We start from the raw sequence: 23,308 nt of genomic DNA on the forward strand, positions 1-23,308 counted from the left end.
CGGGGCAGGTGGGGCGTTATCGGGTGGGGGAGGGTGACGCTTCGCCTGCCCGCTCGTCCTCGGGCGTTCCGGAGGCCGTGGCGGGCTCCGGCGTGCCCTTCTGCCGCGCGTCCCACACCGCCATGACGGCGGCCGGGGTGCGCGGGCTGAGCAGGCTGGCGACGATGTAGGCGATGAGGCTCGCGCCGAGTCCGACGTAGATCGGCTCGTTGGCGAGCACGTCGCCGAGGGCGGCCATCGTGCCGAGGGTCGCGACCGTGCCGGCGCCCATCGCCCAGAGCGCGCCCGTGCCGGTGGCGCGCCGCCAGACGAAGCCGCCGAGGATGGGGACGAGCAGGCCGCCGACGAGGATGTCGTACGCGACGGTGAGTGCGCTGACCACGTCGTTGAGCAGCGCGGCGATGACGACCACGATGAGGCCGAGCGCGGCGACCCACCAGCGGTTCGCGCGCACGTCGTGCTCCGGGTTCCCCTCCGGCGCGGCCGGGCGGCGGCCGGTGAGACGGCGCAGCAGCGGCATGACGTCGGCGCGGGCGACGGTCGCGGCGGCGAGGAGGGCGCCGGAGGCGGTGGACATCATGGCGGCGACCGCAGCCGCGAGGACGAGGCCGGCGACGCCGACCGGGAGGATGGCCTCCGCAACAGCCGCGTACACGTCGTTCTTGTTCGCGAGCTCGGGCAGGAACGCCGCGGCCGCGGTGCCGATCAGCGCACCGGCGACGCCGTAGAGGAGGCAGTACACCGCTGCGGCGGTCCCGCCCCACTTGGCGACGCGCGGGGTGCGCGCGGTGAAGACTCGCTGCCAGATGTCCTGGCCGATCAGCATCCCGAACGAGTAGACGACGAAGAACGTCACGATGGTCCCCGTGCCGATCGCGCCGAGGTCGAAATGGGACGTGCCGAGCCGCTTGACGATGCCCTCGTAGCCGCCCGCGTGCGCCCAGGCGAACGGCAGCATCAGGAAGAACACGCCGATGGTCTTCAGGACGAACTGCACCATGTCGGTGATCGTGATCGACCACATCCCGCCGATCGCCGAGTAGAGCAGCACGATCGCGCCGCCGATGATGACCGAGACGGTCTGGTCGGTGCCGAACAGGACGTTGAAGATCGTCGCGTACGCGATGGTCGAGGTGACGGAGAGCATCAGTGTGTATGCGAGCATGACGATGCCGGAGGCGCTGGTCGCGTCCACGCCGTAGCGCAGGTGCAGCATCTGGGCGACGGTGTAGACCTTCAGCTTCTGGATGCGCCCGGCGAACAGCAGGCTGAGCAGCAGCAGGCCGACCGCGATCGCGACGACCAGCCACATCCCGGAGATGCCGAACTTGTAGCCGAGCCCGACGCCGCCGACCGTGGAGGCGCCGCCGAGGACGACGGCGGCCATCGTGCCGGTGTAGAGCGTCGGGCCGAGGCGGCGGCCGGCGACGAGGAAGTCGGCGGAGTTCTTCACCCGGGTGCGACCCCAGAAGCCGAAGCCGAGCATGGCGGCGAGGTAGATGACGATGATGGCGATGTCCATGGGGCGCTCCTTCGCGTCGGTGGGCAGGCAGGTCTCAGAGATGGGTGGCGTCGAACATGCGCAGCACGGCGGGCAGCACGAGCACGACGGGGCCGGACCGCGTGAAGCTGTCCGCGACGGCGGCGCCGACGGTGTCCAGGCCGACCCGCTCGGCGGGGATGCCGAACGAGCGGGCGAGCGCGACGAAGTCCGGGCGGGCGAGCTCGGTGGCGGTCGCCTCGCCGAACGCGCCGGTCATGTACTCGCGGAGGATGCCGTAGCCGCCGTCGTCGACGATCAGCCAGGTCACGTCCGCGTCGTGCTGCCGCGCGGCGGCGAGCTCGGCGATCGAGTAGAGCGCGCCGCCGTCGCCGCTGACGGCGAGCGTGCGACGCCCGGCGCCGGCCGCGGCGGCGAGGGCGGCGGGGAAGGCGAAGCCGAGGCCGCCGGAGCCCTGGGCGGAGTGGAAGCCGCCGGTCTGCGGGTCCCAGGCGGACCAGGCCCAGTAGCCGGCGATGGTCATGTCCCAGAAGGTGTGCGCGTCGGTGGGGACGGCCTCCCGGAGGTCGGCCAGGAGCCTCCGCTCCGGTCCGCGATCCTGCGCCGCCAGGCGGGCCTCCACCCGGGCGCGCAGCTCGGCGGCGACCTGCGCGCCCGGCCGCTCGACCACGTCGGCCGGGTCGTGCCCGGCGAGGGCGTCCGCGAGGGCGTCGAGGGCGAGTCCGGCGTCGGCGGCGATGCCGAAGGCCGGGTGGTTCGAGCCGAGTACGCGCGGCTCGGCGTCGACCTGGATCAGCCGGCCGCGCGGGGCGAACGTGAAGTAGTTGCTGGTGACCTCGCCGATGGCCGTGCCGACGGCGAGCAGCACATCCGCGTCCTCCAGCAGGTCGGTCGTGTGCCGGTCCTCGATCCAGGAGGCCGCCGAGAGCGGGTGGCCGAACGGGATCGCGCCCTTGCCGCCGACGGTGGAGACGACGGGCGCGTCGAGCGCCTCGGCGACCCGGCGCAGCGCCTCGGGGCCGCCAGGAGAGCGACGGACCCCGCCGCCCGCGAGGATGACCGGGCGTCGCGCGGCGGCGAGGAGGGCGACGGCCTCGGCCACCGCCTCCGGGCGCGGGCCGCGGGAAACGGATGCGACGGCCGGAGCCGTCACGACCGGCGGGGTGTCGGCGGCCCCGAGGAGGACGTCCTCCGGCACCTCCACCCAGGTCGGCCCCGCGGGCGCTGTCTGCGCGAGCGCCCAGGCGTCGGCAAGCGCCGCCGGGATGTGGGCGGCCTCCCGGACCACGGCCGTCGACTTGGTCACGTTGCGCGCGCTCTCCTGCTGGTCGTCCAGCTGGTGCAGCAGCCCGTTGCGGGTGCCGCCGAGGCCGCGCCGCGGGACCTGACTCGCCACGACCACGATCGGGACACCGGTCGCGTAGGCCTCCTGCAGCGCGCCGAGGGAGGTCAGGGCTCCGGGCCCGGTGGAGAGGAAGAGCACGGCGACCTGGCCGGTGACCCGCGCGAAGCCGTCGGCGCCGAAGGCCGAGTTGTTCTCAACGCGCGAGCTGACGAAGGTCAGCGGGCTGCGGCGGAGGGCGTCGAAGAGCCCGAGGGCGTGCTGCCCCGGGATGCCGAACACGTGGGTCGCGCCCAGCGCCGTCAGCGTCTCGACGACCACGTCGCCTCCGGTGCGGGCGGTCACGACGCCGCGTCCCGCTGCTGGTCGCTGTGCCGCAGCGCGAGCAGCGACACCAGGTCGTAGGCGAGGTGGGAGGCCGCCACCCCGGTGAGCTCGGCGTGGTCGTAGGCCGGGGCGACCTCCACGACGTCCGCGCCGATCAGGTTGAGGCCGACGAAGCCGCGGATGATCTCCAGCAGTTCGCGGCTGGTGACGCCGCCGGCCTCCGGGGTGCCGGTGCCCGGCGCGTGTGCGGGGTCGAGCACGTCGATGTCGATGGAGAGGTAGAGCGGGCGGTCGCCGATGCGGTCGCGGAGCTTCGCGACGACCTCGTCCACGCCCTGCCGGTAGACGTCGGCGCTCGTGACGATGCCGAAGCCGAAGCGGTGGTCGTCGTCGAGGTCCTTCTTGCCGTAGAGCGGGCCGCGGGTGCCGACGTGGCTGAGCGCCTCGGTGTCGAGGATGCCCTCCTCGAACGCCCGGCGGAACGGCGTGCCGTGCGTGAACTCGGCGCCGAAGTAGGTGTCCCAGGTGTCGAGGTGCGCGTCGAAGTGCAGGAGGGCGACCGGGCCGTGACGCTCGGCCGCGGCGCGCAGCAGCGGGAGGGAGATGGTGTGGTCCCCACCGAGCGTGACCAGGCGCGTCCCGTCGGCGGTGAAGTCGTAGGCCGCCGACTGGATGGTCTCGATCGCCTCCGCGATGTCGAACGGGTTGACCGCGATGTCGCCCGCGTCGGCGACCTGCGTCAGCTCGAACGGCGAGACGTCCAGCGCCGGGTTGTACGGGCGGAGCAGGCGGGAGGCCTCCCGGATGTGGTTCGGCCCGAAGCGCGCGCCCGGGCGGTAGGAGACGCCGGTGTCGAACGGGACGCCCGCCACGACGATGTCGGCGCGGTTCACCTGGTCGAGCCGGGGCAGCCGGGCGAAGCCGTCGCGGCCGGCGTAGCGGGGCGTGCGCGACGAGTCGATGGGGCCGACGTTGTGCGGCATGCAGCCTCCTTGGTGCTGTGCGTTGCTGTGGTGCGGGTTGCCTGTTACGGAACCTTTGTTGCATGAGAGGCTACAACGCGATCACGCCGACGTCAACGCGCTCACCCGATTCGGCGGCGGAGTCGCGCCGACCGGTTACCGTTGTCCCATGCGCCCGATGCCCCTCGAACCCGCCGACCGCCGCGTGGCCATCGGCCCGCGGCTGCGCGCGGCGCGGCGGGCGCAGCAGCTGACGATCGACGAGGTCGCGCAGATCACCGGGCTGACCAAGGGCTTCCTCTCCCGGGTCGAACGCGACATGACCTCCCCGAGCGTCTCGTCGCTGATCAGCCTCTGCGACGTGCTCTCCATCCCGGTCGGCTCGCTGTTCGAGGAGCCGGACGTCCAGCTCGTCCCGGCGGGCACCGGCGCCAAGGTCAACCTCGGCGGCGTGGACACGGAGGAGCGGCTGCTCTCGCCGCGCACGGAGTCGCGCGTCCAGGTCATCCGCTCCGTCATCCAGACCGGAGGCCACGGCGGCGAGGAGCTCTACGCGGTGGCCGCGGATGTCGACGTGCTGCACGTCCTCCGGGGCGAGATCGAGGTCCGCTTCTCCGACCGCGAGTGGCAGCTCGGCCCCGGCGACAGCCTGACGTTCAGCGGCCACGAGCCGCACAGCTGGCGCGTGCTCACCGACGACGGCGCCGAGGTGGTCTGGGTGCTCGTCCCGGCGCTCTGGAGCGCCTGACGGCCGTGTCCCCGTACCGGAACCGGGTCACCCCCACCGGCGAGATCGTCGCGATCCCGCTGCGGGGGGCGTGGACGGGCAACCGCGGCCGCCTGCACGAGGGCGAGGAGGTCGTCCGGTTCCACGGCGGCAACCTCTGGATCACGTGCGCCCTGGAGTTCCGCGGCCGCCACCACGAACTGTGGCGGCCGGGGCGGTACACGTTCCTGTTCTTCCATGACGAGGCGGTCGCGTTCGCCGCCGGTCACCGGCCCTGCGCGGAGTGCCGCTGGGCCGCGTACAAGCAGTACCAGACGGCGTGGGCGTCGGAGGCCGGCGCCGCTCAGCCCTCCGCGGGGGAGATGAACCGCGCGCTGCACGCCGAACGCCTCTACCCGCGCACCCACCGGCGGCGCCTCCACGAGGCGGCCTGGTCGTCACTGCCGGACGGCGCGTTCGCGGTCGTGGAGGGGCGGCCGGCGGTGGTGCTCGGCGACCACCTCAGCGTGTGGGGGAGTGCGGGGTACGGGGAGCGGCTGGTGCGGCCGCGGCGCGGGACGGCGACGGTGCTGACGCCGCCGTCGACGCTCGCGGTGCTGCGGGCCGGGTATCCGGTGCAGGTGGACGCGGGGGCGCTCTAGCTGCCGATGCTGAGCCAGGCGTCCTCGTCCCGGGCCACCGAGTCGTGCGCGGTCCCGTCCGCCTCCTTCATCGACTTCAGCTGCCGCTCGATGTCCGCCCGGGTCATGCCGGCCGAGAGCTGGCGTTCGAGGTCGGAGTCCGCCGGCGCCGACTGGTCGTGGAGGGCGCCGGTGGCGATCAGCTCCTCGGTGGCCGCCGCGCGGGCCTGCATCTGGGCGATCTTGTCCTTCGCCCGGTTGAGGCCGGCCGCGGAGTCGTTCAGCTGCGTGCTGATGCCTGCCGCGACCTCGTTGGCGCGGACCTGCGCCTGCGAGGCCGTGTAGGTCGCCTTCATCGTCTCCTTCTCGACGCGGAAGCTCTCGATCCGCTCCGCGAGGCGACGTTCGTTGTCCTCCAGCTGCGTCTGCTGCTTCTGCAGGGCGGCGTGCTGGTCGCGCAGGGTCGTCACCCGGTTCTCCAGCAGCGCGCGGCGCTCCAGCGCGGTGCGGGCGAGGTCCTCGCGCCCCTGGTTCAGGGCCTCCTGGGCGTGCTGGGTGAGCCGCTGATAGCGTGCGCCCAGCTCCTGGCCCTGCAGCTCGATGCGCTTGCGCGCCGTCGCCACCTCGGCGAGGCCCCTGCGCACCTGCTGGAGCATCCGGACCTGTTGGTCGTAACTGTCGTCGAGGGCCTCGCGCGGGTCCTCCATCCGGTCGAGTGCGCGCGAGGTCTTGATGCGGAAGATGTTGCGCATGCGCGCGGTGTTGTCGCTCATGATTCGTTCCCCCTGGTGAGATGGGTGGTGTTCTGGCGGCGCGGCGCCTGACCCGCGTCGAAGGAGTGCAGGGTGTGGAGCTCCTGCACTCCGGCATGGAGGGCGGCGACCTCGCGGTCGACGTCCGCCCGGAGCGCGGCGAGGGTGTCGTCGCTCGGCCCGCCGAGCCCGAAGGCCACGGCCGACCGGAGACTGCGGACGAGGCCCTCGACCTGCTCGACGCGGTCGCGGACGACGGGGATCTCCGTCGCGAGGACCGTCGCATCGGTCTCGCTCTGGAGCAGGCGGAGCTGGGACTCGACGGTCGCGGCCTCCGCCTGGATGCTCCGGAACAGCCGGGCGACCTCCCCGTGCGGGCCTGCGCCGTGCTGCGCGAGCTGGATGGCGGCCCTGCCGCTCTCCAGGCTGTCAGCGAGCCGGAGCCGCAGCCTCAGCACCTGGTGCTGCGGGCCGTAGGTGACCGCCGCGCGCGTCCGGAGGGCGACCCCCCTGACGGTGCGATTGCGCCAGATGCTCCGGTAGAGCGCCCGGACGATGAGCACCCCGGTCACGATGCCCGCCGCGGCGATCAGCAGGAAGCCGAGAAGGATGCCGGCGATCACTCCCATGACCGTCGCCACCCCCTCGTCGCTGCCGGGTGAATCTGGACTCGGAGACTGTGTTTCGTGTTCACGGCCATCTGTCCGCCTTCGTCGGTGGGTGGTGGTTCCAAACGCGATGTATCGCGTTTGCGACACGCTACGCCGATTGCGGCGGAAGTGCATCCAGAGAAGGTTCAGGTTCGGCGCTGTGGGACTCAGGCCGCCGATCGGGACCGCCCGGGTTCCGGGAACATCCCACCCGGATATATAGTTAACGCATATAAATCATCAGCGCGCCGACGCGCCTCCCGCTCGGGCGCGCCTCTCTGCCTGGGCCGGCGACCCACGACACACGACACGAAACGCACGAAGGACTCTCTTGGCCCGCACCGGCATCTTCACCAAGGATCACCCGCACTACCGCTGGGTGGCGCTCTCCAACACCACGCTCGGCATGCTCATGGCGACGATCAACTCCTCGATCGTCATCATCTCGCTGCCCGCCATCTTCACCGGCGTCAAGCTGAACCCGCTGGAGCCGGGCAACGTCTCGTACCTGCTCTGGATGCTGATGGGCTACATGCTCGTCACCGCCGTGCTCGTCGTCATGTTCGGCCGGATGGGCGACCAGTACGGGCGCGTGCGCATCTACAACCTCGGCTTCGTGATCTTCACGATCGCTGCGATCGCGCTCTGCCTGGACCCGTTCACCGGCGGGCCCGGCGCCATGTGGCTGATCGCCTGGCGGTTCGTCCAGGGCGTCGGCGGCGCCATGCTGTTCGCCAACTCGACCGCGATCCTCACCGACGCGTTCCCGGCCAACAAGCGCGGCTTCGCGCTCGGCCTCAACCAGGTCGCCGCGATCGCCGGCTCCTTCATCGGCCTCATCCTCGGCGGAGTGCTCGCCGAGATCGACTGGCGCGCGGTGTTCTTCGTCTCGGTCCCGTTCGGGATCATCGGCACCATCTGGTCGTACAAGTCGCTGCACGAGGTCGGCCAGAAGAACCCCGGGCGCATCGACTGGCTCGGCAACGTCACCTTCGGCATCGGCCTGATCGCGCTCCTCACCGGCATCACCTACGGCATCCAGCCCTACGGCGGTTCGTCGCAGGGCTGGGGCAACCCGTGGGTGATCGGCTCGATCATCGGCGGCATCCTGCTGCTGATCGCGTTCGTGTTCGTGGAGCTGAAGGTGCCGTCGCCGATGTTCGACATGCGGCTGTTCAAGATCCGCGCGTTCTCGTCGGGGATCTTCTCGGGCTTCCTCGCCGCGATCGGTCGAGGCGGACTCCAGTTCATGCTGATCATCTGGCTGCAGGGGATCTGGCTGCCGCTGCACGGCTACAGCTACGAGTCGACGCCGCTCTGGGCGGGCATCTACATGCTGCCGATCACGATCGGCTTCCTCATCGCCGGCCCGATCTCCGGAGCGCTCTCCGACCGGTTCGGCTCCCGGGCGTTCGCGACCGTCGGGCTCGTGCTCGTGGCGCTCACCTTCATCGGCCTCCTGCTCATCCCGGTGAACTTCGAGTACTGGCAGTTCGCGGTGCTGACCGGCCTGAACGGCATCGGCTCCGGCCTGTTCTCGTCGCCGAACCGCACGGCGATCATGAACAGCGTGCCGCCGAACGAGCGCGGAGCGGCCTCCGGGATGGCGGGCGTCGCCCTCAACGCCGGAAGCTCGCTCTCCATCGGCATCTTCTTCTCGCTGATGATCGCGGGGCTGTCGGTCGCGCTCCCGACCGCGCTGACCACCGGGCTGACGTCGCACGGGGTGCCGCAGAACGTGGCGGCGCAGATCGGCGCGACCCCTCCGGTCGGCAGCCTGTTCGCGGCGTTCCTCGGTTACAACCCGATCGCGAGCCTGCTCGGGCCGACCGGCCTCCTGCAGTCCCCCCACGTCGACGCGGCGACGCTGACGGGCAAGGAGTTCTTCCCGCAGCTCATCTCCGGGCCCTTCCACGACGGCCTCGTGGTGGTGTTCATCGCCGCCGCGGTGATGTCGATCATCGGCGCTGTCGCCTCGTTCCTCGGCGGATCCAAGTATGTTCATGAGGAGGCCGTCGCAACCGCGCGGCCGGTCGCTGTGGAAGGCGAGGAAGTCGGTGCAGGACGAGCGTGAGCATTCCGAGCGGCCGGCGACCGGTGACGACGATGTCCCCGGCCGCCTGGCCCTGGCTGTCGGGCGGCTGAACCGCCGCATCCGGTCGGCCACGGGAGGCCTCAGTCACGGGCAGCTCTCGGCGCTCTCCACGATCGTGCGCCGCGGGCCGCTGCGGCCGAGCGAGATCGCGGCTATCGAGATCGTCGCCGCCCCCACCATCACGCGCGTGGTCTCCGACCTGGAGGCGCGCGGACTCGTCGAGCGCACGCCCGACCCGGCGGACGGCCGGTCGTTCTTCGTGTCGGGCACGCAGGCCGGGAACGACCTCCTGCTCGCCGCCCGCTCCGACCGCGCACAGGCCGTCGCCGCGATCCTCGCCGAGCTCTCCGCGGAGGACGTCGCCGCCCTCCGCGCTGCCCTCCCCGCCCTCGAACAGGCCGCCCAGACCCGCCCCACCTGACGCGAGCGCGTCACCCCACCCGCTTCCCCCTTTGCCGAGGGGCACGTTGTTGTCACTTTTTGCGCCCAGAAGTGACAACAACGTGCCCTTCGGCGTGGGTGGGAGGGGTGGTGTCAGGGGCGCTGGCGGCGGGGGCGGCGGGCGGCGATGACGGGGTGGGCGCCGGTGTAGCCCTCGCGGGCCTGGGCGATGGCGAGGATGCGCCCGCGCTGGGCGTACCAGCCGAGGATCAGCAGGGGGATGATGACCACGAGCGACGCGACGGTGTAGGTGCCGGTGGGGTAGTCGAACGCCATCAGCACGATCACCGCGGCCAGGAACGCCAGCGTCAGGTACGCGGTGAACGGCGCCCCGAACAGCCGGAACGACGGCCGCGCGAGCTTGCCCTGCAACGACCAGCGGCGCAGCTGCATCTGGCAGAGGATGATCATGGCCCAGCTCGTGACGATGCCGAGGGCGGCCACGTTCAGCACGATGTTGAAGGCCTCCGCGGGCACGATCAGGTTGAGGAAGACGCCGAGCACACCGATCGACGCGGTCAGCAGGATGCCGCCGTACGGCACGCCGCGCGCGTTCATCCGGGCGGTGAAGGCGGGCGCCGCACCGGTCTGCGCCATCGAGTGGAGGATGCGGCCGGTGGAGTACATCCCGGCGTTCAGGCTCGACAGCGCCGCCGTGAGCACCACGAAGTTCATCACCGAGCCGACGATCGCGCTGAGCTGCGGGCCGCCGAGGTGACTGAAGAACGTGACGAAGGGGCTCTCGCTGCCGCTGTAGACGCTCGCCGGGAGCAGCAGCGCGAGCAGCAGCACCGACCCGCAGTAGAACACCGCGATGCGGAAGACCACGCTGTTGATCGCGCGCGGCATGATCTTCTCCGGGTTCTCGGTCTCGCCGGCCGCGATGCCCACCAGTTCCACCCCCGCGTAGGCGAAGACGACGCCCTGCACGAGCACGATCGCCATCCCGATCGTGGCGACGCCGTGCGGGAGCAGCCAGCCGTTCTGCGCGAGCATCGCGAGCCCGGTCGGTCCCTGGTCGGTCGGCCAGCCGGCGGCGAGCACGACGATGCCGACGACGAGGAAGGCGACGAGCGCGCCCACCTTGATGATCGCGAACCAGAACTCCATCTCGCCGAACACCTTCACCGAGATGAGATTGAGGCTCACGACGACGACCAGCGCGATCAGCGCGAGCAGCCACTGCGGCACCGCGGTGAACAGCTGCCAGTACTTGACGTAGAGCGCGACCGCGGTGGAGTCCACGATCGCCGTCATGGCCCAGTTGAGGAAGTACATCCAGCCCGCGACGTACGCCATCTTCTCGCCGTAGAACTCGCGCGCGTAGGAGACGAAGGAGCCGGACGACGGCCGGTGCAGCACCAGCTCGCCGAGCGCGCGCAGCACCAGGAAGGCGAAGAACCCGCAGACCGCGTACACGAGGACGAGCAGCGGGCCGCCCTGCTGGAGGCGGCCTCCCGCGCCGAGGAAGAGGCCGGTGCCGATCGCCCCGCCGATCGCGATCATCTGGAGCTGCCGCGACGACAGCGCCTTGTGGTAGCCCTCCTGCTCGCTGGAGAAGTCCTGCACCGCCTGGGACACGTCGCCCAGGTGCTCGCGGCGGTTCTCCAGGTCGTCTGCAGGGTCGTGCGGTGTGTTCTGCGTCATCGGGGCCTCCCGTGGTCCGGCGACCCACAGTACCTGGGGATCGCCGCCCGGCCAGAATCGCCGAGGGGCACGTAAACGCCCGTAAGAGGCGGTTTTAGGGGCATCTACGTGCCCCTCGGCGGGGTGGATCGGGTGGTCAGGCGACGGCGAGCATGCCGGCGGCGGTGACGGCGAGGACCAGCCCGACCCACTGCACGGGCGCGATCCGCTCGCGCAGCACCAGCGCCGCCAGCACGATCGTGCCGGCCGGGTAGAGCGCCACGAGCACGGACATCGTGGTCAGGTCGCCCTCTCGCAGCCCGAGCAGGATGAGCACGTTGGCGGAGGCGTCCAGCAGCCCGGACCCGAGCGCGAGTAGCACGCCGCGGCGGGTGAGCCGCCGGGTGGAGCCGCGCGCGGCCAGGACGCCGACGATCGTCCACATGATCGCCGCGTTGACCGTGCGGTTGGCGACCAGCGGGACGAGCCCGGAGTCGGCCGGGGTCTGGTTCAGCATGATGAGGAACACGCCGATCAGCGCGCCCGCGGCGACCGCCATCCCGAGCGCACGGCCGCTGGGCCGTACGGCGCCGCGCTCCGGGACGAAGCCGACCAGCACGACCGCGACCAGCGCGAGGCCGAGCGCGACGTAGCCGATCGGGGCGAACCGGTCGCCGCCCGCGAGGCCCCACACCATCGGGACGACCGCGGACACCAGCGCGGTCAGCGGCGACAGGATGCTCATCGGTCCGATCGCGAGGCAGGCGTAGAGCAGGGCGACCGCGGCGGCGCCGACGACGCCGGAGGCCGCACCCCAGCCGAGGGCGGCCGCGGACCAGACTCCGCCGACGAACGGCAGCGCGACGAGGAGGAGCGCGAGGCCGCCGACCGCGCCGAGGGCGGTGGTGCGCAGGGGGCCGATCGCGCGCGCGGCGAGGCCCCCGACGAAGTCGGCCGAGCCGTAGACGAGCGCGCTGAGCAGGCCGAGGATCGCGGACGGCATCACGCCGCCGTCGCCGGGTGGGGGAGGGACGCGGTGCCGGGCTGGGGATGCGTCCGCATGGGCCGATCGTAGCGGAGGGCGTCATCGCGCGCCGGTTCGTCCTCCACAACCGCGCCGTCTGCGTGAGTTCTCCGCAGATTCGCCGAGCGGGGCTCGCGGTCGGCGGCGGTCGTTACGATCGAGGGATGAGCTGGAACACGTGGGAGCCCGACGACCGGGAGGCGCCGCCCTTCGACGAGCCGCCGTTCGACGCCGAGCCCCCGCTGCCCGACTTCGGCGACGACCCGTACGGGGACGTGCCGTTCTCGGATGCGCCGTTCTCCGATGCGCCGGCTCCGTCGGCGGGCGCCTCCGCCGCCGCGCCGCGAACCCCGCAGGCGACGCCCGCCCGCTTCGCCTCGCCCGCCGAGGCGTTGCGCACCGTGTTCGGCTACGACTCCTTCCGCGGGCAGCAGGCCGAGATCATCGACCGGGTGGTGGCGGGAGGCGACGCTGTCGTGCTCATGCCGACCGGCGGCGGCAAGTCGCTCTGCTACCAGATCCCGTCGCTGGTGCGCGAGGGGACGGGCGTCGTCGTGTCGCCGCTCATCGCGCTCATGCAGGACCAGGTGGACGCGCTGACCGCTGTCGGCGTCCGCGCGGCGTTCCTCAACTCGACCCAGGACTCCGGCCAGCGCGCGGCGGTCGAGCGCGCCTATCTCGCCGGCGAGCTGGACATCCTCTACGTCGCTCCGGAGCGGCTCTCCAGCGAGGCGACCAAGCGTTTCCTGGAGCGCGGCCGCGTCGCGCTGTTCGCCATCGACGAGGCGCACTGCGTCTCCCAGTGGGGTCACGACTTCCGGCCGGACTACCTGGCCCTCTCCGAGCTGGCCGATCGCTGGCCCGGCGTCCCGCGCATCGCCCTCACCGCGACCGCGACCGAGGCGACCCACCGCGAGCTCACCGAACGCCTGCGGCTCGACGGCGCGGAGCACTTCGTCTCCGACTTCGACCGGCCGAACATCCAGTACCGCATCGTCCCCAAGGTGGAGGTGCGCAAGCAGCTCCTCGATTTCATCACCGGCGAGCACCCGGGCGAGGCGGGCATCGTCTACGCGCTGTCCCGCAACTCCGTGGAGCGCACGGCCGAGTTCCTGGCGAGTCGTGGCCTCACCGCGCTGCCGTACCACGCCGGCCTCGACGCCCAGACGCGGGCGCGCACCCAGTCGCGGTTCCTCCGCGAGGACGGCGTGATCGTCGTCGCGACGATCGCGTTCGGCATGGGCATCGACAAGCCGGACGTGCGGTTCGTCGCGCACATCGACCTCCCCAAGTCGGTCGAGGGCTACTACCAGGAGACCGGCCGCGCGGGCCGCGACGGCCTCCCGTCGACGACCTGGCTCGCGTACGGGCTGCAGGACGTGGTGCAGCAGCGCCGCATGATCGACGACTCCCCGGGCGACCTCGCGCACCGCCGCCGCCTCACGCAGCACCTGGACGCGATGCTCGCGCTCTGCGAGACGGTGCAGTGCCGCCGCGTGAACCTGCTGAACTACTTCGGTCAGCGCGCGACGCCCTGCGGCAACTGCGACACCTGCCTCACCCCGCCCGAGACCTGGGACGGCACCGTCCCGGCCCAGAAGCTGCTCTCGACGGTGGTCCGCCTGCAGCGCGAGCGCAACCAGCGCTTCGGCGCCGGCCACCTCATCGACATCCTGCGCGCCAAGCGCACCCCGCGCGTCGACCAGTACGGCCACGACCGCCTGTCCACCTGGGGAATCGGCGACGACCTCGGCGAGAGCCAGTGGCGCGGCGTGGTGCGCCAGCTCATCGCCCAGGAGCTGCTGAAGCCCGAGGGCGAGTACGGCGTCCTCGCGCTCACCCCCGCGAGCGCCGAGGTGCTGTCGGGCGGCCGGGAGGTCGTCCTCCGCCGCGAGCCCGAGCGCCCGGTCCGCTCCTCCCGCGGCGGCAGGTCCGCGGCGCCCTCGGACCTGGCCCCGGCCGACGCCGGCCTGTTCGAGGCCTTGCGCGCCTGGCGCGCGAGCGAGGCGAAGACGCAGGGGGTCCCCGCCTACATCGTGTTCGGCGACGCGACCCTCCGCGCGGTCGCGTCCGCCCGCCCCGCAACGCTCGCCGACCTCGACGGCATCAGCGGCATCGGCGCGAAGAAGAAGGAGACATACGGGGAGGCGCTGCTGGAGGTGGTGGCGGGGGAGCGGTAGGCGCGGGGGAATCGTAGGTGAAATCTATCGTCTGAGGTTATACATCTCCTTAGGATGTGATCGGGCGCGACGAAGCGTCTTCACAAGCGGGCGACGGTGCCCAGCCGAGGAGGTAACAGAATGAATCGAAAGTTACGCACAGTCGCGTCAGCGGTAGCGGCAGGTGTGCTTTTGGCCGCACTGTCCGGGGCCATCCCGGCCACGGCGACGAACTCGACCGGCACGGATTCGCAGGTCGATCTGCCAATGGAGTTCACGGGGTACGACGCTGCGGTAGCGGAGGCGAACGGCTACTCCATCGTGACCGACGAAGCGGGCGTCACCCGGAGCGTGCCGGTTTCTGCTGACGCGCTCGCCTACGAACGGCAACTCGAACGTGCTCTCCTCTCCCGGACAAAGTTCGTGGACGGGCCGTGCGGCTCGTCGTGGATCAACGCGCAGTCATCCGGGCAGCGCAAAGTCATCACCACTGGGTACACGGTCACCCACCCTGTCATCGCGAAGAACTGGACGGTGCAGGTCTGGGGCTGGAGCGGTCTACCGAGCTATCACTGGGGCGGGGCATCCGGGGCGACCTGGTTCAGCAGTTGGTCGTACAACGGCGGCGGGGATTTCGCCAACGTTCTTCCCGGGTCGAACGTCGTCATGAGCAACGGTGCGGTCTGCGTGTCGGGGAGTCCGGGCGAGAACTTCCATTCGTGATGGTCGATGACGGTGGGCGAGACGCGGCCTTGCCCACCGTCACGCGTGGGAGAACTTCGCCAGAGCTCGCCAGTATGCAGACGGATTCGAGCGTGTCGCGGTCGAGACCAGCAGTGTGCCGTCACCGATCCGCTCCGCGAACTCCCCGCGCAGCGGGACGTCGATCACGCAACGCAGCCCCCGCTCCCACGCTTTCTTCACGTCTGGGGCGAGGGCGACCTCTGCGCCGATGTTGTTCACGAGCCCTCGAGCCCAGTCGTCGACCGGGCCGCGAATCTCGATGCAGTGTTGGTGTGCAACCTCCGTCACGAACGACTGCGTGTCGCTGTCCGCGAGGTCTGGTTGTCCGCAGGCGCGGGCGACGGCGCGGTGCCAGTGGGTCGCCCACCCGCTCGCCCGGAACGTGTCTTCTTCAGCTCGTACCGCGTCGCCCGGCAGCTCTGCTGGAGGCAGCTCGGGGCACGCGCCCCCGATCGCGTGATGCCGGATCCAGAGAAGCTCCAGCAGTGTTTCGGGATGGGCGACGACCTTCAGCTCCATCTCGGCCGGCCAGCCGAGCGCTTCGTTGTTGTCTGCGTACCGCACTGGCGCCTCCTACCGCCCATCATCATATATCTGATGTGAGCCGTGACGGCCAGCGCCTAATCCGGCGCCCCAACCTCGTACTCCAACGCCACCTGCCCACCCGGGTGGATGCTCGACGACACGAGCCTCAGCACCGTGACCGGCAGGGACTCGGGCACGATGCCGCGCCCGCCGCCGAGGATGCTCGGCAGGATGCGCAGCCGCAGCACGTCGACCTCGTCCGCCAGGAACGCCGCGTCCGCCAGCCGCAGGCTGCCCCAGAGGATGATCTCGCCCGGGTACGCCGCCTTCAGGCGCCGCAGCGACTCCACGACGTCCCCGCGCTCGACCGTCGCCGCCGGATGGTCGCCCCACGGCGCCGCGTCGAGGCTGTTGCTGAGCACATGCTTCGGGACGCGGTTGATCAGCCCGGCGATCGGGTCCTCCTCCTCGGAGGCCGTCGGCCAGTACGACGCGAACAGGCGGTATGTGTTCGCGCCGAGCACGATCGCGGAGAGGCCCGCGAGCCGCCGGAGCTGCTCCTGGTCGGCCTCGCCGCCGGTGGACTCCGGCGTCAGGAAGCTCATGCCGCCCTCCGCGTCCTCCGCCGTCCCGTCCGCCGACACGATCTGCTCCACGATGAGCCGCGCCATCCCGTCCCCCTTCGACGCCGCCACCCTAGGACCGGCGAAACGGCACGGTCAAGGCGTTCCCGCCGGGTACGACTCACGGCAAAAACCAAGCACTAGTCGGTTTATGATCGGAACCGTCAACCCGTGACGCCCGAAGGAGTGCGAATGACCGACACGACCGCCACCGAGACCACCGACCACGAGAGCACCGCCGACCTCCCCGTCGACCCCCGCTACCGCGACGCCAGCCTCCCGCTCGACGAGCGCGTCGAGAACCTGCTCGGCCAGATGACCCTGGAGGAGAAGGCCGGCCTGTTCTTCCAGACCATGATCACCATCGGCGAGGGCGGCACGGTCGCCGGCCCGAACCCGCTGTTCGGGATCGCGGACAGCGCCGAGATGATCCGCGACCGGCACATGTCGCACTTCAACGTCTTCGGCGCCGCCAGCTCGGCCGCCGAGATGGCCGAGTGGCACAACCGCGTCCAGGAGGTCGCGGCCGGCACCCGGCTCGGCATCCCGGTCACCCTCTCCACCGACCCGCGGCACTCGTTCAGCGACAACCCGGGCGCCGCGATCATGGCCGGCCCGTTCTCGCAGTGGCCGGAGACGCTCGGCCTCGCGGCGATCGGCGACGAGGAGCTCGTGGAGCGCTTCGCCGACATCGCGCGTCAGGAGTACACGGCGGTCGGCATCCGCGTCGCCCTGCACCCGCAGATCGACCTCGCGACCGAGCCGCGCTGGGCGCGCCAGGTCGCCACGTTCGGCGAGGACGTCGACCTCACCTCGCGGCTCGGCGCCGCGTACATCCGCGGCTTCCAGGGCGCCGAGCTCGGCCCGGACTCGGTCGCGACGATGACCAAGCACTTCCCGGGCGGCGGCCCGCAGAAGGACGGCGAGGACCCGCACTTCCCCTACGGGCGCGAGCAGGTCTACCCGGGCGGGGAGTTCGAGACGCACCTCAAGCCGTTCGAGGCGGCGTTCGAGGCCGGCACCAGCCAGATCATGCCGTACTACGGGATGCCGGTCGGTACCGAGTACGAGGAGGTCGGCTTCGGCTTCAACAAGTCCGTCGTCACCGGCCTGCTGCGCGACCGCTACGGCTTCGACGGCATCGTCTGCACCGACTGGGGGCTGCTCACCGACGCCGAGATCGGCGGCCAGCCGTTCCCGGCCCGCGCGTGGGGCGTCGAGCACCTGTCGACGCGCGAGCGGATGACGAAGATCCTGGACGCCGGGGCCGACCAGTTCGGCGGGGAGGCCATCCCAGATATGCTCGTCGACCTCGTGCGCAGCGGCGAGCTGGCGGAGGAGCGCCTCGACGTCTCCGCGCGCCGCCTGCTGCGCGAGAAGTTCCGGCTCGGCCTGTTCGACGCGCCGACGGTCGACCCGGCCCGCGCGGCCGCGGTGGTCGGCAGCCCGGCGTTCGTGGCGGCGGGGGAGGCCGCCCAGCGCGCCTCGGTGACGCTGCTGAAGAACGAGGGCGTCCTCCCGCTCGCGCGCGGAGCGAAGGTCTTCGTCCACGGCTTCGACCCGGAGGTCGTGGCCGGCTACGCGACGGTCGTCGCCAGCCCGGAGGAGGCGGACGTCGCGCTGGTGCGCCTGCACGCGCCGTACGAGCAGCGCTCCACGATGTTCGAGAACTTCTTCCACGCCGGCTCGCTCGACTTCCCGCAGGAGACGGTGGACGAGGTCCTCGCCATCGCCCGCGCGGTGCCGACCGTGCTGGAGGTGTTCCTCGACCGCCCGGCCATCCTGACGCCGTTCGCGGGGGAGGTCCGTGCCCTCGCGGCCGACTTCGGCGCGAGCTCGGCGGCGCTGCTCGACGTGCTGTTCGGGGAGGCCGTGCCCCAGGGCCGCCTCCCGATGGACCTGCCGTCCTCGATGGCTGCCGTGCTGGAGAACCGCCCGGACGTGCCCTTCGACACGGCCGACCCGCTCTACCGGTTCGGCCACGGCCTGAGCTACTAGCGCGGGACCCGTACTCGGCACCTTCCGAGCATCCCCCCTGGTCGCCCCCGGATCGCAGGCGTACAGTGCCCGTTCCGTGGGGCGATCAGGGAATCTTTCACCCCCGTTCACGGTTATGTCAGGTGGCATAATCTCGCGACGATCTCGAAGGAGGGATGAAATGGCACGGAGGATAGAAGAGCTCGAGGACGAGACCGGCGCAATCATCAAGTACAGGCGGCACGCGAACGGCAAGGGACTCGTCTCCCCCTCGGCCCGTGTGGCCGACTCGGCCCGCATCGAGCCGACCGCCTACGTGGAGGCCGACGCCCGCGTGGGACTGGACGCCTACATCGGCGCCGGGAGCTGGATCGACTCCGGTGCGACGATCGGCGACCGCACGTTCGTCGGCGCCAACGTCCACATCGGCAAGGGCTGCGTCATCGGCAGCGGAGCGCGCATCGGCAGCAATGTGAAGGTGGGCGACAACGCCATGATCGGCAACGGCGCCCGCGTCGACCGCGACGAGCAGATCGCGCCGGGCATGGTCATCGAGCTGCGCGGGGCCACCGCGGCGCGCGCCGCCCTCGCCGCCCTGCCCCGCGAGGCGCGCGCGACCCGCCGGGCGGCCTGAGCCGTACCGACCACAGGCGCTCTTGTCCATACCCGATGACGTTCGGGACGGCGATTTGGAGCTTCCCACAAACGGCCCGCGGACCTCGCGGGCCGTTTTTGTCGCCTCCGCACCGACGGTTTCGCCTCGTCGTCGCCCAGTCGTAGCGTGACGATGACCCCGAGACATCGAAGAGGAACCTCATGGTTGACACCGCAGAGCGCGCACCCGAGAAGCCCCGCACCTCCACCCCCGTCGTCGACGCCGCCGAGAACGAAGCGGCCGCCGCTGCCGCCGCGACGGCTCCGGCCGGCGCCGCGCCGCGCGTCGACGTCGAGGCGCTGGGCCGCCAGCTCCTGGGCACCTGGGCGGAGGTCCGCCTGGCCTCCCGCGCGCTCTCCGCGCAACCCGAGCTGCAGAAGGTGGAGGGCCTCTCCGTCGCCGACCACCGTAAGCGGGTCTTCGGGCAGCTCAAGCTGCTGGTCGACCACGGTCAGGTGCACCGCGCCTTCCCGAAGTCGGTCGGCGGCCTGGAGGACCACGGCGGCAACATCGCCGCGTTCGAGGAGCTCGTCGCGGCGGACCCGTCCCTCCAGATCAAGTCCGGCGTCCAGTGGGGGCTGTTCGGCGCGGCCGTGCTGCACCTCGGCACGGAGTACCACCACACGACCTATCTGCCGGCGATCATGTCGCTCGACGTGCCCGGCGCCTTCGCCATGACGGAGACCGGCCACGGCTCGGACGTCGCCGCCATCGCGACCACCGCGACGTACGACCCGGACACGAAGGACTTCGTCCTCGACACCCCGTTCCGCGGGGCGTGGAAGGACTACCTCGGCAACGCGGCGGTCGACGCCACGGCCGCCGTGGTCTTCGCGCAGCTCGTCACGAAGGGCGTCAACCACGGCGTCCACGCCTTCTACGTGCCGATCCGCGACGCGAACGGCGACTTCCTGCCCGGCATCGGCGGCGAGGACGACGGCCAGAAGGGCGGCCTCAACGGCATCGACAACGGCCGCCTGCACTTCACCGGCGTCCGCATCCCGCGCACCGACCTCCTCAACCGCTACGGCGACGTCGCGGAGGACGGCACTTACAGCTCCCCGATCGCGAGCCCGGGCCGGCGCTTCTTCACGATGCTCGGCACGCTCGTCCAGGGCCGCGTCTCGCTCGACGGCTCCGCGACCATCGCGGCGAAGATCGGCCTGAAGATCGCGCTGACCTACGGCGACCAGCGCCGCCAGTTCACCGCAGGCAGCGACACCGACGAGGAGGTCGTGCTCGACTACCAGCGCCACCAGCGCCGGCTGCTCCCGCTGCTGGCCACCACGTACGCGGAGAGCTTCGCGCACGAGATGTTCCTGCACAAGTTCGACGACGTGTTCAGCGGCAAGACCGACACGGACGCCGACCGCCAGGACCTGGAGACCATCGCGGCGGCGCTTAAGCCGCTCAGCACCTGGCACGCGCTGGAGACCCTCCAGGAGGCGCGCGAGGCCTGCGGCGGCGCGGGCTTCCTGACCGAGAACCGGATCACCTCGCTGCGCCAGGACCTCGACATCTGGGTGACCTTCGAGGGCGACAACAACGTCCTCCTGCAGCTCGTCGCCAAGCGACTCCTGACCGACTTCAGCCGCAAGTTCGCCAAGGCCGACGCCGGCGCGCTTGCGCGGTACGTCGTCGTGCAGGCGGCGGGCCGGGCGTACCACGGCTCGGGCCTGCGGAGCGTCGGCCAGACCGTGCGCGACTTCGGCTCCACGGCACGCGCGGTCAACTGGCTGCAGGAGTCCGCGACCCAGCGGGAGCTGCTCACCGACCGCGTCGAGACGATGATCTCGGAGATCGGCGGACGGCTCCGTCCGGCCTCCAAGCTCGGCAAGAAGGCCGCGGCCGACCTGTTCAACTCGCAGCAGAACGAGCTCATCGAGGCCGCCCGCGCCCACGGCGAGCTCCTCCAGTGGGAGGCCTTCACGGAGGCCCTGGAGCAGGCTCCCGACGCCGGCACCAAGCAGGTGCTGACCTGGCTGCGCGACCTGTTCGGTTTCGGGCTGATCGAGAAGCACCTGGCCTGGTATCTCATCCATGGCCGCCTCTCGCCGCAGCGCGCGCAGGCCGTGTCGGCGTACATCGACCGGCTGCTGACCCGTATCCGCCCGCACGCGGTCGACCTGGTGGACGCCTTCGGCTACGGCCCCGAGCTGGTCCGCGCGAAGATCGCGAGCGGCGCGGAGGCCGAGCGCCAGGCGGAGGCGCGCGCGTACTACGCGGCTCGCCGCGCCGACGGCACCCTCCCGACGCCGGAGAAGGCGCCGACCAAGCACCGCTGACCAACGAACTGACAGGACACGCCGCCTCGCGAGACCGCGAGGCGGCGTGTCCTGTCAGATAGGTGGGGTCAGAGCAGGCCGAGATCGCGGACGGCGTCGCGCTCGGCCACGAGCTCGGCGACCGACGCGTCGATGCGCTCGCGCGAGAAGGCGTCGATCGCGAGGCCCTGGACGATCTCCCAGCGGCCGTCGACGCTGCGCACCGGGAACGACGAGATCAGGCCCTCCGGCACGCCGTAGGAGCCGTCCGAGACGATCGCGGCGGAGGTCCAGCGCTCGCCGGTGCCGTCCACCCAGTCGCGCACGTGGTCGATGGCGGCGCTCGCTGCGGAGGCGGCGGACGACGAGCCGCGGACCGCGATGATCTCGGCGCCGCGCTTCGACACCCGCGGGATGTACTCCTCCGCGAGCCAGCCCTCCTCTACGAGCTCGGTCGCGGGCCGGCCGTTCACGGTGGCGTGGCTGAGGTCGGGGTACTGGCTCGCCGAGTGGTTGCCCCACACGATGACGCCCTCGATCGCGCGCACCGGGACGCCGAGCCTCGCCGCGAGCTGCGCGACGGCGCGGTTGTGGTCGAGCCGGGTCATCGCGGTGAAGCGCTCGGCCGGGATGTCCGGCGCGTGCGCGCTGGCGATCAGCGCGTTCGTGTTCGCCGGGTTGCCCACGACGAGCACGCGCACGTCGTCGGCGGCGACGTCGTTGAGCGCGGCGCCCTGCGGGCCGAAGATGCCGCCGTTGGCCTCCAGGAGGTCGGCGCGCTCCATCCCGGCGCTGCGTGGACGGGCGCCGACAAGGAGGGCGACGCTCGCGCCGTCGAAGGCCGCGCGCGGGTCGTCGGTCACGTCGACTCCGTGCAGCAGCGGGAAGGCGCCGTCCTCCAGCTCCAGCGCGGTGCCCTCGGCGGCGCCGAGCCCGGCCGGGATCTCCAGCAGCCGCAGCCGCACCGGCACGTCGTGCCCGAGCAGCTGCCCGGAGGCGATGCGGAAGAGGAGGGCGTAGCCGATCTGTCCACCGGCGCCGGTGACGGCGACGGTCACGGGGGTGCTCATGCGGCGAGCCTAGCGCTGTCGGCAACGGAGGACATCCGTCGTCGGCCAGGCCCGGATGGCAGCTAACGGAGGAGATGCGGGCGGAATCGGGGCGGATGTCCTCCGTTGTGCGCGTGTGCGCGGGGTGGGAGGGGTGGGCGCGGCGCGTGGGGGAGCGGGGGGTGCGCCGCTACAGTCGCACCATGCGCACTCTCTACCCGGAGATCGAGCCGTACGACAGCGGGATGCTGGACGTCGGCGATGGCCAGCAGGTGTACTGGGAGACCAGCGGGAACCCGGACGGCAAGCCGGTCGTGTTCCTGCACGGCGGTCCCGGCGGCGGCAGCACGCCCTCCCACCGGCGGCTGTTCGACCCCGAGCGGTACCGGATCGTCCTGCTCGACCAGCGCAACTGCGGTCGCAGCCTGCCGCACGCGAGCGACCCGGGCGCGGACCTGTCGGCGAACACCACCTGGAATCTCGTCTCCGACCTGGAGAGGCTGCGCGAACACCTGGAGATCGAGCGCTGGCAGGTGTTCGGCGGCTCGTGGGGCAGCGCGCTGGCCCTCGCCTACGCCGAGACGCATCCCGAGCGGGTGACCGAGCTGATCGTGCGCGGCATCTTCACGCTGCGCCCGGCCGAGCTGGACTGGTTCTACGAGGGCGGCGCGGCGGCGCTGTTCCCCGACCTGTGGGAGGGCTTCGTGGAGCCGGTGCCGCCGGCGGAGCGCGGCCACCTGATCCGGGCGTACAGCCGGCTGCTCGCGGACGAGGACCCGGCGGTGCACGGGCCGGCCGCCATCGCCTGGTCGCGCTGGGAGTCCTCCACGATCACGCTGCTGCCGCGGCCGGAGGTCGTCGAGACCTTCACCGAGGAGAAGTACGCGGTGGCGTTCGCGCGCATCGAGAACCACTACTTCATGAACGGCGGCTGGTTCGAGGAGGACCAGCTCATCCGCGACGCGTACAAGCTGGAGGGCATCCCCGGCGTCATCGTGCAGGGCCGCTACGACGTCTGCACGCCGGCGATGACCGCGTGGGACCTGCACCGGGCGTGGCCGGAGGCCGAGCTGAACATCGTGGCGGACGCCGGGCACGCGTACGACGAGCCGGGCATCCTGGACGCGCTGATCGAGGCGACCGACCGGTTCGCCGGCGATGCGGAGGATGTGGACGACGAGGACGAGGCAGAAGAACCCGCGGACGACGAGGACTCGGACGACGAGGACGCGGACGAGAAGTAGC

The 23,308-nt window shown here is 71.5% G+C and carries 20 protein-coding genes; 10 read left to right on the forward strand and 10 right to left on the reverse strand.

Annotation, left to right across the window (positions count from 1 at the left end):
- Positions 1-16: 16 nt before the first annotated feature.
- Genes ABCS02_RS00715 through speB form a run of 3 tightly spaced genes read right to left on the reverse strand, consistent with a single transcriptional unit; the run spans position 17 to position 4,153 of the window.
- A complete protein-coding gene (locus tag ABCS02_RS00715) occupies positions 17-1,522 on the reverse strand; it encodes a sodium:solute symporter (protein WP_345833690.1) in 1,506 nt (501 codons plus the stop codon).
- Positions 1,523-1,556: 34 nt separating this feature from the next.
- Positions 1,557-3,188, reverse strand: coding sequence for a thiamine pyrophosphate-binding protein (locus tag ABCS02_RS00720; RefSeq protein WP_345833691.1), 1,632 nt, complete (start codon positions 3,186-3,188; stop codon positions 1,557-1,559).
- Positions 3,185-4,153 (reverse strand): agmatinase, encoded by a 969-nt coding sequence (gene speB / locus ABCS02_RS00725; RefSeq protein ID WP_345833692.1) that lies wholly within the window; start codon positions 4,151-4,153, stop codon positions 3,185-3,187. The genes ABCS02_RS00720 and speB overlap by 4 nt, the downstream gene beginning before the upstream one ends.
- Positions 4,154-4,301: 148 nt before the next feature.
- On the opposite strand from speB, the gene ABCS02_RS00730 reads away from it, so the two are divergent.
- Together ABCS02_RS00730 and ABCS02_RS00735 are read left to right on the forward strand one after the other, a co-directional pair.
- Positions 4,302-4,880, forward strand: coding sequence for a helix-turn-helix domain-containing protein (locus tag ABCS02_RS00730; protein ID WP_345833693.1), 579 nt, complete (start codon positions 4,302-4,304; stop codon positions 4,878-4,880).
- A 5-nt stretch (positions 4,881-4,885) separates the two neighbouring features.
- Positions 4,886-5,500 carry a hypothetical protein gene (locus ABCS02_RS00735; RefSeq protein ID WP_345833694.1) on the forward strand — a complete coding sequence of 205 codons (615 nt, stop codon included), beginning with the start codon at positions 4,886-4,888 and terminating at the stop codon, positions 5,498-5,500.
- Here ABCS02_RS00735 and ABCS02_RS00740 read toward each other — a convergent pair.
- Together ABCS02_RS00740 and ABCS02_RS00745 are read right to left on the reverse strand one after the other, a co-directional pair.
- On the reverse strand, positions 5,497-6,252 hold the full coding sequence (locus ABCS02_RS00740) for a PspA/IM30 family protein (protein WP_345833695.1): 756 nt from the start codon (positions 6,250-6,252) through the stop codon (positions 5,497-5,499). The two genes, ABCS02_RS00735 and ABCS02_RS00740, sit on opposite strands and share 4 nt — an antisense overlap.
- On the reverse strand, positions 6,249-6,872 hold the full coding sequence (locus ABCS02_RS00745; RefSeq protein ID WP_345833696.1) for a hypothetical protein: 624 nt from the start codon (positions 6,870-6,872) through the stop codon (positions 6,249-6,251). Before ABCS02_RS00745 ends, ABCS02_RS00740 begins: the two co-directional genes overlap by 4 nt.
- 340 nt (positions 6,873-7,212) lie before the next feature.
- Here ABCS02_RS00745 and ABCS02_RS00750 point away from each other — a divergent pair, with 340 nt between their 5' ends.
- Both ABCS02_RS00750 and ABCS02_RS00755 read left to right on the forward strand, forming a co-directional pair.
- Positions 7,213-8,955: an MFS transporter gene (locus ABCS02_RS00750; RefSeq protein WP_345833697.1), complete on the forward strand. Its 1,743-nt coding sequence runs from the start codon at positions 7,213-7,215 to the stop codon at positions 8,953-8,955.
- Positions 8,939-9,397 carry a MarR family transcriptional regulator gene (locus ABCS02_RS00755; protein WP_345833698.1) on the forward strand — a complete coding sequence of 153 codons (459 nt, stop codon included), beginning with the start codon at positions 8,939-8,941 and terminating at the stop codon, positions 9,395-9,397. The genes ABCS02_RS00750 and ABCS02_RS00755 overlap by 17 nt, the downstream gene beginning before the upstream one ends.
- Positions 9,398-9,510: 113 nt before the next feature.
- On the opposite strand, the gene ABCS02_RS00760 is transcribed toward ABCS02_RS00755, so the two are convergent.
- Positions 9,511-11,064 (reverse strand): amino acid permease, encoded by a 1,554-nt coding sequence (locus tag ABCS02_RS00760; protein ID WP_345833699.1) that lies wholly within the window; start codon positions 11,062-11,064, stop codon positions 9,511-9,513.
- Positions 11,065-11,200: 136 nt separating this feature from the next.
- Positions 11,201-12,046, reverse strand: a complete 846-nt coding sequence (locus ABCS02_RS00765; RefSeq protein ID WP_345833700.1) for an EamA family transporter — start codon at positions 12,044-12,046, stop codon at positions 11,201-11,203.
- 185 nt (positions 12,047-12,231) lie between these two features.
- Here ABCS02_RS00765 and recQ point away from each other — a divergent pair, with 185 nt between their 5' ends.
- Positions 12,232-14,247, forward strand: coding sequence for a DNA helicase RecQ (recQ, locus tag ABCS02_RS00770; RefSeq protein WP_345833701.1), 2,016 nt, complete (start codon positions 12,232-12,234; stop codon positions 14,245-14,247).
- 171 nt (positions 14,248-14,418) lie between these two features.
- Entirely contained in the window at positions 14,419-14,949 is a 531-nt protein-coding gene (locus tag ABCS02_RS00775) for a hypothetical protein (RefSeq protein WP_345833702.1), read from the forward strand.
- A 39-nt stretch (positions 14,950-14,988) separates the two neighbouring features.
- Here the strand turns inward: ABCS02_RS00775 and ABCS02_RS00780 are convergent, their stop codons facing one another.
- Together ABCS02_RS00780 and ABCS02_RS00785 are read right to left on the reverse strand one after the other, a co-directional pair.
- The gene (locus ABCS02_RS00780; RefSeq protein ID WP_345833703.1) at positions 14,989-15,534 is read right to left on the reverse strand and encodes a hypothetical protein; all 546 of its coding nucleotides are present in this window, start codon (positions 15,532-15,534) and stop codon (positions 14,989-14,991) included.
- Positions 15,535-15,590: 56 nt separating this feature from the next.
- Positions 15,591-16,166 (reverse strand): dihydrofolate reductase family protein, encoded by a 576-nt coding sequence (locus ABCS02_RS00785; RefSeq protein ID WP_345833704.1) that lies wholly within the window; start codon positions 16,164-16,166, stop codon positions 15,591-15,593.
- 144 nt (positions 16,167-16,310) lie between these two features.
- On the opposite strand from ABCS02_RS00785, the gene ABCS02_RS00790 reads away from it, so the two are divergent.
- The 3 genes from ABCS02_RS00790 (at position 16,311) to ABCS02_RS00800 (ending at position 21,035) form a co-directional block, all read left to right on the forward strand.
- Positions 16,311-18,116: a glycoside hydrolase family 3 N-terminal domain-containing protein gene (locus ABCS02_RS00790; protein WP_345833705.1), complete on the forward strand. Its 1,806-nt coding sequence runs from the start codon at positions 16,311-16,313 to the stop codon at positions 18,114-18,116.
- Between the two features lie 160 nt (positions 18,117-18,276).
- Positions 18,277-18,729 (forward strand): DapH/DapD/GlmU-related protein, encoded by a 453-nt coding sequence (locus tag ABCS02_RS00795; protein ID WP_345833706.1) that lies wholly within the window; start codon positions 18,277-18,279, stop codon positions 18,727-18,729.
- Positions 18,730-18,911: 182 nt separating this feature from the next.
- Positions 18,912-21,035, forward strand: coding sequence for an acyl-CoA dehydrogenase (locus ABCS02_RS00800; protein ID WP_345833707.1), 2,124 nt, complete (start codon positions 18,912-18,914; stop codon positions 21,033-21,035).
- 68 nt (positions 21,036-21,103) lie between these two features.
- Here ABCS02_RS00800 and ABCS02_RS00805 read toward each other — a convergent pair whose 3' ends face one another.
- Entirely contained in the window at positions 21,104-22,084 is a 981-nt protein-coding gene (locus tag ABCS02_RS00805) for a malate dehydrogenase (protein ID WP_345833708.1), read from the reverse strand.
- 182 nt (positions 22,085-22,266) lie between these two features.
- Here ABCS02_RS00805 and pip point away from each other — a divergent pair, with 182 nt between their 5' ends.
- Entirely contained in the window at positions 22,267-23,307 is a 1,041-nt protein-coding gene (gene pip / locus ABCS02_RS00810) for a prolyl aminopeptidase (RefSeq protein ID WP_345833709.1), read from the forward strand.
- The last annotated feature ends 1 nt before the right edge of the window (position 23,308 follow it).

It is taken from the genome of Microbacterium sp. X-17 (genome assembly GCF_039615055.1).

Coding starts and splice junctions, on each gene's coding strand:
- ABCS02_RS00795 (WP_345833706.1), top strand. CDS start 18,277: ATGGCACGGAGGATAGAAGAGCTCGAGGACGAGACCGGCGCAATCATC.
- ABCS02_RS00790 (WP_345833705.1), top strand. CDS start 16,311: ATGACCGACACGACCGCCACCGAGACCACCGACCACGAGAGCACCGCC.
- ABCS02_RS00765 (WP_345833700.1), bottom strand. CDS start 12,046: ATGCCGTCCGCGATCCTCGGCCTGCTCAGCGCGCTCGTCTACGGCTCG.
- recQ (WP_345833701.1), top strand. CDS start 12,232: ATGAGCTGGAACACGTGGGAGCCCGACGACCGGGAGGCGCCGCCCTTC.
- speB (WP_345833692.1), bottom strand. CDS start 4,153: ATGCCGCACAACGTCGGCCCCATCGACTCGTCGCGCACGCCCCGCTAC.
- ABCS02_RS00730 (WP_345833693.1), top strand. CDS start 4,302: ATGCGCCCGATGCCCCTCGAACCCGCCGACCGCCGCGTGGCCATCGGC.
- ABCS02_RS00740 (WP_345833695.1), bottom strand. CDS start 6,252: ATGAGCGACAACACCGCGCGCATGCGCAACATCTTCCGCATCAAGACC.
- ABCS02_RS00785 (WP_345833704.1), bottom strand. CDS start 16,166: ATGGCGCGGCTCATCGTGGAGCAGATCGTGTCGGCGGACGGGACGGCG.
- ABCS02_RS00805 (WP_345833708.1), bottom strand. CDS start 22,084: ATGAGCACCCCCGTGACCGTCGCCGTCACCGGCGCCGGTGGACAGATC.
- pip (WP_345833709.1), top strand. CDS start 22,267: ATGCGCACTCTCTACCCGGAGATCGAGCCGTACGACAGCGGGATGCTG.
- ABCS02_RS00760 (WP_345833699.1), bottom strand. CDS start 11,064: ATGACGCAGAACACACCGCACGACCCTGCAGACGACCTGGAGAACCGC.
- ABCS02_RS00800 (WP_345833707.1), top strand. CDS start 18,912: ATGGTTGACACCGCAGAGCGCGCACCCGAGAAGCCCCGCACCTCCACC.
- ABCS02_RS00715 (WP_345833690.1), bottom strand. CDS start 1,522: ATGGACATCGCCATCATCGTCATCTACCTCGCCGCCATGCTCGGCTTC.